General features: G+C 61.2%; 9 protein-coding genes. All 9 read right to left on the reverse strand.

The window, feature by feature from the left end:
- Window positions 1–86: 86 nt before the first annotated feature.
- A complete protein-coding gene (gene phaC / locus KGA82_RS11405) occupies window positions 87–1,769 on the reverse strand; it encodes a class II poly(R)-hydroxyalkanoic acid synthase (protein ID WP_008041884.1) in 1,683 nt (560 codons plus the stop codon).
- Window positions 1,770–1,883: 114 nt separating this feature from the next.
- On the reverse strand, window positions 1,884–2,738 hold the full coding sequence (phaZ, locus tag KGA82_RS11410) for a poly(3-hydroxyalkanoate) depolymerase (RefSeq protein WP_008025220.1): 855 nt from the start codon (window positions 2,736–2,738) through the stop codon (window positions 1,884–1,886).
- A 144-nt stretch (window positions 2,739–2,882) separates the two neighbouring features.
- Window positions 2,883–4,562 carry a class II poly(R)-hydroxyalkanoic acid synthase gene (gene phaC / locus KGA82_RS11415; RefSeq protein ID WP_192226849.1) on the reverse strand — a complete coding sequence of 560 codons (1,680 nt, stop codon included), beginning with the start codon at window positions 4,560–4,562 and terminating at the stop codon, window positions 2,883–2,885.
- Window positions 4,563–4,820: 258 nt separating this feature from the next.
- Window positions 4,821–5,198, reverse strand: a complete 378-nt coding sequence (locus KGA82_RS11420; RefSeq protein ID WP_008025216.1) for a gamma-butyrobetaine hydroxylase-like domain-containing protein — start codon at window positions 5,196–5,198, stop codon at window positions 4,821–4,823.
- 121 nt (window positions 5,199–5,319) lie between these two features.
- Window positions 5,320–6,657 carry an ATP-dependent protease ATPase subunit HslU gene (gene hslU, locus KGA82_RS11425; RefSeq protein ID WP_223450379.1) on the reverse strand — a complete coding sequence of 446 codons (1,338 nt, stop codon included), beginning with the start codon at window positions 6,655–6,657 and terminating at the stop codon, window positions 5,320–5,322.
- 54 nt (window positions 6,658–6,711) lie between these two features.
- On the reverse strand, window positions 6,712–7,251 hold the full coding sequence (hslV, locus tag KGA82_RS11430) for an ATP-dependent protease subunit HslV (RefSeq protein WP_008025213.1): 540 nt from the start codon (window positions 7,249–7,251) through the stop codon (window positions 6,712–6,714).
- A gap of 288 nt (window positions 7,252–7,539) precedes the next feature.
- On the reverse strand, window positions 7,540–8,238 hold the full coding sequence (locus KGA82_RS11435; RefSeq protein ID WP_008025212.1) for an SPOR domain-containing protein: 699 nt from the start codon (window positions 8,236–8,238) through the stop codon (window positions 7,540–7,542).
- A gap of 1 nt (window position 8,239) precedes the next feature.
- On the reverse strand, window positions 8,240–9,976 hold the full coding sequence (gene argS, locus KGA82_RS11440) for an arginine--tRNA ligase (protein WP_032832667.1): 1,737 nt from the start codon (window positions 9,974–9,976) through the stop codon (window positions 8,240–8,242).
- A 235-nt stretch (window positions 9,977–10,211) separates the two neighbouring features.
- Window positions 10,212–12,431 (reverse strand): primosomal protein N', encoded by a 2,220-nt coding sequence (locus KGA82_RS11445; protein WP_008041865.1) that lies wholly within the window; start codon window positions 12,429–12,431, stop codon window positions 10,212–10,214.
- Between the last annotated feature and the right edge of the window lie 156 nt (window positions 12,432–12,587).

Below are 12,587 nucleotides of genomic sequence, written 5' to 3' on the forward strand. Positions count from 1 at the left end.
TCGCATCACCGCGGTGGGTCGTGAACCGCGGTGATGCGATCGCCAGCAAGCCGGCTCCTACGGAGGCAGCAGTGGTGTGTTGGGTGTCAGCGCACGCGCACGTAAGTACCGGGTGCCGCCTCCATGGGTGGATAGTTCTGGTTGCCGAGGGCCATGTGGGTTTCCTTTTGCGCGCCCGAACGTTCCTGAATCCAGCTCAGCCACTGCGTCCACCAGCTGCCGTCGACTTGCTTGGCGTCGTAATACCAGGCCCGCGGATCGCTGCTCAGTTTTGTGCTTTCAATGAAGTTGGCTTTCGGGTTGGACGGCGGGTTCAGGATGCTCTGTACATGACCGCTGTTGGACAGCACGAAGCGTCGCTCGCCACCCAGCAGCAGCGTCGAGCGATACACCGCATCCCACGGCGTGATGTGGTCGTTGATGCCGGCCACGCTGAAGCTGTCGACGGTGACTTTCTGCAAGTCGATCGGCGTGCCGCACACTTCCAGGCCCCCCGGATGACTCAGCGGGTTGTGCTTGAAGAAGTCCAGCAGGTCGCCGTGAAAGGCGGCCGGCAGACGTGTGTTGTCGTTGTTCCAGTAGAGGATGTCGAACGCCGGCGGCTCCTTGCCCAACAGGTAGTTGTTGACGAAGTAGCTCCAGATCAAATCGTTGGGGCGCATCCAGGCGAAGACCTTGGCCATGTCGCGACCGTCCAGCACGCCCTTCTGATAGGACCGACGCTTGGCCGCTTCCAGGGTCTGTTCGTCGGCGAACAGGGTCGCGGGGCTCTCCATCTGGCTGTCGAGCAGGCTCACCAGATAGGTTGCGCTGGATACACGGCGCAGTTGCCGCTTCGCCTGCAAATGACCTTGCAGCGCGGCAATGGTCAGCCCGCCGGCGCAGGCGCCCATCAGGTTGACTTCCCGGGCGCCGGTGATCGCCCGGCATACATTCATCGCTTCTTCGACGGCTTCGACGTAGGTCGAAAGACCCCATTCGCGATGGCGCACATCGGGGTTGCGCCAGCTGATCATGAAGGTTTGCAGGCCGTTTTTCAGGGCGAACTGGACGAAGCTGTTGTTCGGGCTCAGGTCGAAAATGTAGTACTTGTTGATCTGTGGCGGCACCACCAGCAGCGGTTTGGAATACTGCTTTTCGCTCATCGGCTTGTACTGGATCAGTTCCAGCAGCTCATTGCGAAACACCACGGCGCCGGTGGTGGTGGCGACCGTCTTGCCGACCTCGAAGGCCTGCTTGGTCACTTGCCTGGGCAGGCCGTCGTTGTGCAGGAAATCATCGACCAGGTGACTGATGCCACGCACCAGGCTGTTGCCGCCGGAGTTGAAGATTTCCTTGACCGCCAGCGGATTGAGCAGGGTGTTGGACGGTGACACCGCATCATTGAGCAAAGCGAACGCGAAGTGGGCGCGGGCGCGATCGTCCGGGTCCATGTTGCTCTCGTCGATCCAGCTTTTGACCTGTTTCTGCCAGCTCAGGTAGGCCTGCAAACTGCGGCGATAAAACGGGTTGAGGCTCCATGCGGGGTCGGCAAAGCGATTGTCGTTGGGGTTGGTCGGGTGCAGGGTTTCGCCCAGCAACACGCGCCCCAGTTGACCGCCCAGCTTCAACGCATGGCGGGCGCTGTGCACGGGGTTGCGCAAACCATGGGCGGCAACGCTGCGCAGGGTCGAAAACAGATCCCGACCACGCAGGCCGGTAATCGCACTCTGTGCGTTGATGAACGCTGCGGGAGTCGGTAAAGATTCCCTCGCTGGCTTGTCGCGCATGACTCAACACTCCTTCGTCTTCAGGCCAAATACAAACACACCGAACCAGAACACCATAGACGCTGTAACGGGTTGTTGCGCGGCGCGGCGTCCTGCCGACCGACGATAAGTCGGTTAGCCGCCCGATGGAGCCGGATGCGGATGCATCACGGCGCGCTGCCGTTCTTCCTCGAGAAACTTCATGATGATCGGCGCCACGGCCTCGGCGCGAGTGATCAGGAACAGGTGCCCGTCATCGATGATGTGCAACTGGGCATTGGGAATCCGCCAGGCCAGCAAGCGCATGTTGATCAACGGGATCAGCGGGTCATCGTCGCCGGCCAGCACCAGCGTCGGCTGGTGGATCTTGTGCAGCCAGTGAATGCTGGTCCAGCCGAGCCCGGCGAACAGCTGCCAGTAGTAACCGAGCTTGCCCGCCGAGCGCACCTTCGCCGCATGGCTGGCCGCCAGTGTCGGATCGCGACGGAACGAGCCGCCGTAGATCATCGGCGCAATGCGGATCACGTGCGATGGCTGGATGTAGCGCCGTGGGCTGGCCATCATCCACAGCACTTTCGGTTTGCCCGGCACCATCACCGCACCCGCCGCCGTCGCCGCCAGCACCAGTTTCTTGCAGCGCTCGGGGTAGTCGTAAGCAAACTGCTGGGCGAGGGCGCCACCCCACGACACACCGATCACGTTCACTTGCCCGTAATCGAGATAGTCGAGCATCCGCGCCGTGAGTTTGGCCAGGCCCGGAAAACGATACGGCCGGTTCGGCGTCGACGAACCGCCGACACCGGGCACGTCGAAAGCGATGACTTCGAGGTCCGGGTCCAATGCGGCGACAAACGGAAACACCAGCTCCAGGTTGGCGCCGATGCCGTTGAAAATCAGCAAGGGCGTCAAGTGAGGCTTGCCGGGGCGTACTGCCGTGCGGAGGGTCTGGCCATCCAGATCGACGGTACGAAAAATGAACGGTTGCGGCATGCTTCAAGCCCTGTGGGTTAATTATCCCGGTCCCCTGTAGGAGCGAAGCTTGCTCGCGAAGGCGTCAGATCAGTCGAAATCTACGTTGAATGAATGACCGCTTTCGCGAGCAAGCTTCGCTCCTACGGGGGGCGGGTGTGTCAGTTACCGCTCATGTACGTAAGTGCCCGGTGCTGCTTCACCTTCCGGATAAGCCTTGTTGCCCAGTTTTGTCGGGGCTTTTTTCAATTCGCCCGAACGCTCGGCCTGCCAGGCTTGCCAGTGCAGCCACCAGGAATCGGTGTGCTTGGTGGAGTTTTCCTGCCACTCCTCAGCCTTCAACGGCATCTCGGCGCTCGTCATGTAGCGCGATTTCGGGTTGCCCGGCGGGTTCAGAATGCTCTGGATATGCCCGCTGCTGGACAGCACGAATTCGACCTTGCCGCCGAACAGTTGCGCCGACTTGTAGCAGGACTTCCACGGCGTGATGTGGTCGTTGGTGCCGGCCAGGGAAAAGATGTCGGCCGTGACCTGCTTCAGGTCGATTGGCGTGCCGCACACTTCCAGTGCATCCGGGCGGATCAGCGGATTGTTTTTGAACATCTCGATCAGGTCGCCGTGGAACGCGGCGGGCAACCGGGTGGTGTCATTGTTCCAGAACAGAATGTCGAACACCGGCGGCTCGTTGCCGAGCAGGTAGTTGTTGACCCAGTAGTTCCAGATCAGATCGTTGGGGCGCATCCAGGCGAACACTTTCGCCATGTCGCGGCCTTCGAGTACACCTGCCTGATAGGAATGGCGCTTGGCGGCTTCGAGGGTCTGTTCGTCGACGAACAGTGCGACGTCGCTGTCCAGGGTGGTGTCCAGCACGCTGACCAGCAGCGTCAGGGCGTTGACTTTTTTCTCGCCGATTGCGGCGTAGTGGCCCAGCAACGCGGTGCAGGTGATGCCGCCGGAGCAGGCGCCGAGCATGTTCACGTCTTTGCTGCCGGTGATCGCGGTGACCACATCAACCGCTTCCTTGAGCGCTTCGATGTAGGTCGACAGGCCCCATTCGCGTTGCTCCTTGGTCGGGTTGCGCCAGCTGACGATGAAGGTCTGCACGTGATTGCGCAGGCAGAAACGCGCCAGGCTTTTGTCCGGGCTCAGGTCGAAAACGTAGAACTTGTTGATCTGTGGCGGCACCACCAGCAATGGACGCTCATGCACCTGCTCGGTGGTCGGCCGGTACTGGATCAGCTCCAGCACGTCGTTACGGAAAACCACCGCACCTTCGGTCACGCCCAGGCTCTTGCCGACTTCGAATGCGCCCATGTTGACCTGGCTCGGCATGCCGCCGTTGTGCACCAGATCCTTGGCCAGGTGCGAGAGACCGTCGAGCAGGCTCTTGCCACCGGTTTCGAAGAAGCGTTTGACCGCTGCCGGGTTGGCCGCCGTGTTGGTCGGGGCCATGGCTTCGGTCATGAGGTTGATCACGAAATGCCCGCGTGCCACATCCTTGGGCCCGAGGTTACTGTCGTCGATCCAGTCGTGGAGTTCCTTGCGCCACGCCAGGTAGGTTTGCAAATAACGTTTGTAGAGCGGGTTCTGGCTCCAGGCCGGATCGGCGAAACGACGGTCATCGCTGGTCGGTAGCAGTTCGGATTTGCCGAACAGCACGTTCTTCAGTTCAAGACCGAAATGAGCGACATGCTTCGCACTGTGAATCGGTTGTTTAATGGCCTGCCTGAGCACCATTCGAGCAGAAGCCAGTAGATCCTTTCCACGCAGCCCAACGACAGGATTAAGCCCCAAGGTGTTTTCCGAGGCTTGATTCTTCAAGTCATCGTTATTCTTGTTACTCATCTACGACGCTCCATTGTCCTGAGACGAGTACCTGAGTCCAGCCGTGTAGTCACACAGCCAATGCCAGGTACTACTGCTCGGGTGACCGATAATTCTGCATCGCTGCTTTTTAGTTCAGAGAGCACTGCAGGTAACTTGCCAGCTCCATTGGTTACCCGAGTTTAATTTTTTTCGCAAGCAGGCTAATGACTGACCTCGCGGCCAAGCATTCAAACAGATGAAATTAGAAAATGCCTTCTAATGCGCAAGAGGCGCGGGTTAGAGCATCAGCTTGACGACAGATTCGTTAGGGTCGCGGGTCTTTCCGGCCGCTTTCAGTTCGGCAAGATAATCGTTCCAGAGATCCTCTTGGCGCACGCCCAGCTGGTACAGATATTCCCAGGTGAACAGGCCGCTGTCGTGGCCGTCGTCGAAGGTCAATTTCAGTGCGTACTGACCGGCCGGTTCTACCTTGGTCAGGCCTACGCCGATCTTGCCAAATTGCAGGATAGGTTTGCCGTGGCCCTGGACCTCGGCGGAAGGAGAGTGCACGCGCAGGAACTCGGCGGGCAGGTGATGTTCCTCGCCGGACGCGTATTTCAGCGACAGGGTTTTCGAGGCTTTGTGCAGTTTGATGTCGGTGGGGAGTTGGGTCATGGCCGGAGTTCCGTTATGGATGGAACCCTGTAGGAGCGAAGCTTGCTCGCGAAGGTGTGTCAGTCGACATCAATTCAGCTGACACACCTTCGCGAGCAAGCTTCGCTCCTACAAGTATGGCTTACAGGATATAACGGGACAGGTCTTCGTTCTGCGCCAATTCGCCGAGGTGGTTGTTGACGTAGTCGGCGTCGATCATGATCACCTTGTCGTCGTGAGCGCTGGCCAGGTCGCCGGCGCTGAACGACACCTCTTCGAGCAGGCGCTCAAGCAGCGTGTGCAGGCGACGGGCACCGATGTTCTCGGTTTTCTCGTTGACCTGCCAGGCGATCTCGGCGATGCGCTTGATGCCATCCGGCTGGAACTCGATGGCCAGGCCTTCGGTTTTCAGCAGTGCGCAATATTGCTCGGTGAGCGAGGCGTGCGGTTCGCTGAGGATGCGTTCGAAGTCTTCCGGCGTCAGCGCCTTTAGCTCGACACGAATCGGCAGACGCCCTTGCAGCTCAGGCACCAGATCGCTCGGCTTGCTCAAGTGGAACGCACCGGAAGCGATGAACAGGATGTGGTCGGTCTTGACCATGCCCAGTTTGGTGTTGACGGTGCAGCCTTCGATCAGCGGCAGCAAGTCGCGTTGCACGCCTTCACGGGACACATCGACGCCACCGGAGTTACCGCGCTTGGCAACCTTGTCGATTTCGTCGATGAACACGATGCCGTGCTGCTCGACCGCTTCCAGCGCCTTGGCCTTCAACTCTTCATCGTTGACCAAGCGGCTGGCTTCTTCGTCGCGGACCAGTTTCAGCGCTTCCTTGACCTTGAGCTTGCGGCTCTTGCGTTTGCCCTTGCCCATGTTGGCGAACAGGCTCTGCAACTGATTGGTCATTTCTTCCATGCCCGGTGGCGCGGAGATATCGACGCCGGACACTTCGGCGACTTCGATTTCGATCTCCTTGTCATCCAGCTGGCCTTCGCGCAGGCGCTTGCGGAACAGCTGGCGGGTGTTGGAGTCGGCCGACGGGGCGTCATCGTTGTTGAAGCCCATGCGCGCCGGTGGCAGCAGGGCGTCGAGGATGCGCTCTTCGGCGGCGTCTTCGGCGCGGTGGCGAACCTTGGTCATTTCCTGTTCGCGCAGCAGCTTGATGGCAGCATCGGCCAGGTCGCGAATGATCGACTCGACATCGCGGCCGACGTAGCCGACTTCGGTGAACTTGGTCGCTTCGACTTTGATGAACGGAGCGTTGGCCAGTTTGGCCAGGCGACGGGCGATCTCGGTTTTGCCGACACCGGTCGGACCGATCATCAGGATGTTCTTCGGCGTTACTTCAACGCGCAGCTCTTCCGGCAGTTGCATCCGGCGCCAGCGGTTACGCAGCGCGATGGCGACGGCGCGTTTGGCATCGTCCTGGCCGATGATATGGCGGTTGAGTTCGTGGACGATTTCACGGGGAGTCATGGACATAATATTTTGACGGACCTTAAACAAGATGAGTCGTGGCGTGGGGCCGAAACAGACTTACTCGTCGCCTTTGGCGCAGTCCTGCTCCTCAATGGTCTGGGTGTGGTTGGTGAATACACAAATGTCGCCGGCAATGCCGAGGGCGGTTTCGACGATTTCCCGGGCTGACAGGTCGGTTTTCTTCAGCAGCGCACTGGCGGCGGCCTGGGCGTAGGCGCCGCCGGAACCCATGGCGATCAGGCCTTGTTCAGGCTCAACAACGTCGCCGTTGCCGGTGATGATCAGGGACGCGTCTTTGTTGGCGACCGCGAGCATGGCTTCGAGGCGGCTGAGGGTGCGGTCGGTGCGCCATTCTTTGGCGAGTTCGACGGCGGCGCGAACCAGATGGCCCTGGTGTTTCTCCAGTTGACCTTCGAAGCGTTCGAAAAGGGTAAAGGCGTCAGCCGTGGCGCCAGCAAAACCGGCGAGGACTTCGCCGTGGTAGAGGCGACGAACTTTCTTCGCGTTGCCTTTCATCACGGTATTGCCGAGAGAAACCTGGCCGTCGCCGCCCATGACGACTTTGCCGTGGCGGCGAACTGAAACGATGGTGGTCAAGGGAGAGTCTCCACGCAGCGGGGCGAAAATGCCTTATGCCAACTCATATGGGGGTGGTGGAGCGTTTTTCAACTGCGGGGCGGGAGAGGGGACGAGCGGTGTTGCGCGGGGGAGGTGTGTTGTCTGGTTTGACGCCTTCGCGGGCAAGCCTCGCTCCTACAGGTAATGCACCGTTCACAAATACGGCGAACGGTGCATTTGACGGCGTTCGCAATATCGCAAACGCCCCGTTACCTGTAGGAGCGAGGCTTGCCCGCGAAGAACGATAGCGCGGTGCTGCTGACGGAATCAGCGGTTCTGGCGTTGTTGTAACAACAGGTTGCTGAACCCGGCGCCGGACAGTTGTTTCTGCGCGGTGGTCAGCTGTTCGCGGTTGCTGAACGGCCCGACCAACACCCGATACCAGGTCTCGTCCTTCACCGTGCCGGACTCAACCGATACCGCTTGGCCGAGCAGGATGATCTGCGCGCGCACCTTGTCTGCATCAGCCTCCTTGCGGAACGAACCGGCCTGCAGGAAGAACTTGGTCACCGGTGCCGCCTTGGCCACGGGTGGCGGTGGCGGCGGGGTGATGCCAGCCAATGCCGCCTGAGCCCGCGCCGTGTCGATCTTCGCCGCTTCCGCCGGGGTTACCGGCGTGGTCGGTACAGCCGGCGTCGGCGGTGTTTTCTCCGGCACGGCATCCGGCGGCACGATGACTTCCGATTCCGGCAGCAAGGTGTAGAAGTCGTACTTCGGCTTCACCGGTTGCGTCGGGCTCGGCGGGGTCTTGTTGGCCTCGGCGACCTTGGTGGCTTTCTGCTGCTCGATCTTCTCGCGCTTGACGCTGTCGCTGCCCTTGCCCGGTTCCAGCTTCATCAGGAACACAATGAACGCGCCGACCGTCAGGCCGATGGCCATCCACAACCAACCCGGGATCGGTTGCTTTGCAGGAGCTTGGTAACGGCTGGCGCCACGCTTGGGTGCAGGTTTTTTCTTGGCAGCCAACTTACATACGCTCCAGAGTTTCCAGACCCAAGAGTTCCAGGCCTTGCTTGAGAGTGCGACCGGTCAGCGCGGCAAGACGCAGGCGGCTTTGCATTTGCGCCGGGGTTTCAGCACTGAGGATCGGGCAGTTCTCGTAGAAGCTGGAGAACAGGCCGGCAACGTCGTACAGGTAGGTGCAGAGGATGTGCGGCGTGCCTTTCTCGGACACGTTGTTCAGGATTTCGCCGAATTGCGCGAGTTTGGCTGCCAGCTCATGTTCATGCGCGGCTTCCAGGACGATCTGGCCTTCGACTTCGCTGAAGTCCTTGCCGAGCTTGCGGAACACGCCCGCCACGCGGGTGTAGGCGTACAGCAGGTACGGCGCGGTGTTGCCTTCGAAGTTCAGCATCAGGTCGAAGTTGAAGCTGTAGTCGCTGGTGCGGTGCTTGGACAGGTCGGCGTATTTCACTGCGCCGATGCCCACGACCTTGGCGATGTTGCGCAGCTCGTCTTCGGCCAGCTCCGGGTTTTTCTCTTTGACCAGGTTGTAGGCGCGCTCCTGGGCTTCGGTCAGCAGGTCGATCAGCTTCACGGTGCCGCCATCGCGGGTCTTGAACGGACGGCCGTCGGCGCCGTTCATGGTGCCGAAACCCATGTGTTCCATTTCCATCGGGTGCGTCACGAAGCCGGCCTTGCGGGCGACGGCGAACACTTGCTGGAAGTGCAGGGCCTGGCGCTGGTCGACAAAGTACAGCGCGCGATCAGCCTTCAGCTTGCCACTGCGATAACGTACCGCCGCCAGGTCGGTGGTGGCGTAAAGGTAGCCGCCATCCGCCTTGACGATGATCACTGGCAGCGGGTCGCCGTCAGCGTTCTTGAACTCGTCGAGGAACACGCACTGCGCGCCGTTGCTCTCAACCAGCATGCCAGCGGCCTTGAGGTCGTTGACCACATTGATCAGGTCGTCGTTGTAGGCGCTTTCGCCCATCACGTCGGCCATGGTCAGTTTGACGTTCAGCAGCTCGTAGATTTTCTGGCAGTGCGACAGCGAGATGTCCTTGAACTTGGTCCACAGCGCCAGGCAATCCGGGTCGCCGGCTTGCAGCTTGACCACCAGGCCACGGGCGCGGTCGGCGAACTCTTCGGATTCGTCAAAACGGCCCTTGGCGGCGCGGTAGAAGTTTTCCAGGTCCGACAGCTCGTCGCTGGTGATCGGGTTTTCTTGCAGGTACGCCATCAGCATGCCGAACTGGGTGCCCCAGTCGCCCACGTGGTTCTGGCGGATCACTTCGTCGCCGAGGAACTCCAGAACGCGAGCCACGCCGTCGCCGATGATGGTCGAACGCAAGTGGCCGACGTGCATCTCTTTGGCGAGGTTGGGTGCCGACAGGTCGACCACGGTGCGTTGCGCCGGGCCGGCCTTGCGCACGCCGATGTGCTCGTCGGCCAGTGCGGCGTCGAGGCGGGTGGCCAGGGCGTCGGTGTTCTGGAAGAAATTCAGGAAGCCAGGACCTGCGATTTCGGTCTTGGTGACGTTTTCGTCAGCCGGCAGCGCGGCGATGATTTTCTCGGCCAGATCGCGCGGCTTCATGCCGGCCGGCTTGGCCAGCATCATGGCGATGTTGCTGGCGAAGTCGCCGTTCTTCTTGTCGCGGGAGTTTTCCACCTGGATCGCCGGCGTCAGGCCTTCAGGCAACACACCTTCGTTGACGAGTTGGGTGATGGCTTGTTGGATCAACTGGCGAATGGTGTCTTTCATGGTCTTCTCTTTCGACCGCAAGCGCGGCGGCGCTTCGATGCGCTGGTGGAAAAACTGGGCATTATCCGTTGCGAAGGCGGGCTTGCCAACTATAGCGGGCAGGTTGTGGATATGTGGTGACTATTAGGGCCTCTTCGCGGGCAAGCCTCGCTCCTACAGGGGCGAGTCGTTTGCCAATATTGTGAACGACACAAACCAGTAGGAGCGAGGCTTGCCCGCGAAGGCAATATTGAAATCAATACAAATCGACCGGGTCGACATCCAAAGACCAGCGCACCGCCCGCCCACTCGGCATCTGCTCCAGCACCAGCAACCAACTGGCCAGCAACCGGTGCAGCGGCGCCCGGGCCGTTGCCTGCAACAATAACTGCGCGCGATAACGCCCGGCCCGACGTTCCATCGGTGCAGGCACCGGCCCGAGCAATTCGATCCCGGTCAGATTCTGTTCAGCCAGCAAACGCTCGGCCTCGCTGCACGCCTCGTCGAGAAACCCTTCCGCCTGCCCCGGTTTGTGCGCTTCGGCCCGCAGCAGCGCCAAATGCGCAAACGGCGGCAACCCGGCAGCGCGTCGTTCGCTCAGCGCCTGCTCGGCAAAAGCGAAATAGCCTTGTTCGGTCAGTTGCACTAGCAGTGGATGGTCCGCCAGATGGGTCTGGATGATCACTTTGCCCGGCTCTTCAGCCCGGCCTGCGCGACCGGCGACCTGCACGATCAGTTGCGCCATGCGTTCGCTGGCGCGGAAGTCACCGGAGAACAATCCACCGTCGGCATCGAGAATCGACACCAGCGTCACCCGTGGAAAGTGATGCCCTTTGGCAAGCATTTGCGTGCCCACCAGAATGCACGGGTGACCCTTCTGAATGGTCGCGAACAACTGATTCATCGCGTCCTTGCGCGACGTGCTGTCGCGGTCGACCCGCAGCACCGGCACATCCGGGAACAGAATGGCCAGGCGTTCCTCGGCACGCTCGGTGCCGGCGCCCACCGGCCGCAAATCCACTTTGCCGCACTTCGGGCAGTGCCGGGGCACGCGTTCGACGTAGCCGCAATGGTGGCAGCGCAGTTCGCCGGAGCGCTGGTGCACGGTCATTCGCGCATCGCAGCGCTGACATTCGGACATCCAGCCGCAGTCGTGGCACAGCAGCGTCGGGGCGAAACCTCGACGGTTGAGGAACACCAATACTTGCTGGCCGGCCGCGAGTGTCTGGCCGATGGCTTGGTGCATCGGCCCGGAAATGCCGCTGTCGAGCGGGCGACTTTTCACATCCAGGCGCAGGAAGCGCGGCTGCTTGGCGCCGCCAGCGCGTTCATTCAAGCGTAGGAGGCCGTAACGCCCGGTGTAGGCGTTGTGCAGGCTTTCCAGCGAAGGCGTGGCGGAACCGAGCACGATCGGGATGTTTTCCTGCCGTGCGCGCACCAATGCCAGGTCGCGGGCGTGATAGCGCAGGCCTTCCTGCTGTTTATAAGAGCCGTCGTGCTCTTCGTCGATGATGATCAGGCCGGGGTTTTTCATCGGCGTGAACAGCGCCGAACGGGTGCCGATAATAATGTCGGCGTCGCCGTCACGCGCGGCGAGCCAGGCTTCGAGGCGCTCGCGATCGTTGACCGCCGAGTGGATCAGCGCGATGCGTGCATTGAACCGTTGTTCGAAGCGCGCCAGGGTCTGCGGGCCGAGGTTGATCTCCGGAATCAGTACCAGTGCTTGCTTGCCGGCTTCAAGGGTTTCGCGGATCAACTGCAAATAGACTTCGGTCTTGCCGCTGCCGGTGACCCCAGCCAGCAGGAACGCGTGATAACTGTCGAACCCGGCGCGAATCGCCTCATAGGCGGCGCGTTGTTCAGGGTTGAGCGGCAATTCCGGTTGCGCCAGCCAATGCTCGTGGCGTGCGCCGGGGGCGTGCTTGCGGATCTCCACTTGCACCAGGTCCTTGGCCAGCAGCAGATCCAGGCTGTCCTTGCTCAGCATCAGCTTGCTCAGCAATTGATGGGCAACGCCATGAGGATGCTGCGCCAGGGTTGCCAGCGCCTCGCGCTGACGCGGGGCCCGGGCGATGCGCGGGTCATCGAGGCTGGCGCCAGGCGCGGCGGACCAGAAACGTTCCTGGCGCGCTTCGGCCAGCTCGCCCTGACGCAACAACACCGGCAGCGCCCAGCTCAAGGTGTCGCCGAGGCTGTGCTGATAATACTGAGAGGTCCACAGGCACAGCTTGAACAGCGCTGGCGGCAAGGGCGGCGTGGCGTCGAGCAGGGCCAGGGCCGGTTTGAGCTTTTCTGCCGGCACTTCGCTGGTGTCGGTGACCTCTACCAGAATCCCGATCATCTCCCGCCGGCCGAAAGGCACGCGCAGGCGCATGCCCGGTTGCAACTGGGCGCGCAGGACACCGGCCGGGGCACGGTAATCGAACAGGCGGCGCAGGGGCGAAGGCAGGGCGAGGCGCAAAATGGCGTCGGGCACGCGGGGGGTCTCGATCAGCAAACAATAGGGGGCGTGACATATAACCTGTAGGAGTGAGCCTGCTCGCGATAGCAATCTTGCAGTCAACATTGCGGCGACTGGCAGACCGCTATCGCGAGCAGGCTCACTCCTACAGGGGATCGCGTATTGGGTCGG

Source organism: Pseudomonas sp. BF-RE-22 (assembly GCF_019956155.1).
GTDB lineage: Bacteria > Pseudomonadota > Gammaproteobacteria > Pseudomonadales > Pseudomonadaceae > Aquipseudomonas > Aquipseudomonas migulae.

Bases quoted from the DNA above. Each gene is read 5' to 3' on its own strand.
- argS (WP_032832667.1), bottom strand. From the start codon at position 9,976: ATGAAAGACACCATTCGCCAGTTGATCCAACAAGCCATCACCCAACTC.
- hslU (WP_223450379.1), bottom strand. From the start codon at position 6,657: ATGTCCATGACTCCCCGTGAAATCGTCCACGAACTCAACCGCCATATC.
- KGA82_RS11420 (WP_008025216.1), bottom strand. From the start codon at position 5,198: ATGACCCAACTCCCCACCGACATCAAACTGCACAAAGCCTCGAAAACC.
- phaC (WP_008041884.1), bottom strand. From the start codon at position 1,769: ATGCGCGACAAGCCAGCGAGGGAATCTTTACCGACTCCCGCAGCGTTC.
- phaC (WP_192226849.1), bottom strand. From the start codon at position 4,562: ATGAGTAACAAGAATAACGATGACTTGAAGAATCAAGCCTCGGAAAAC.
- phaZ (WP_008025220.1), bottom strand. From the start codon at position 2,738: ATGCCGCAACCGTTCATTTTTCGTACCGTCGATCTGGATGGCCAGACC.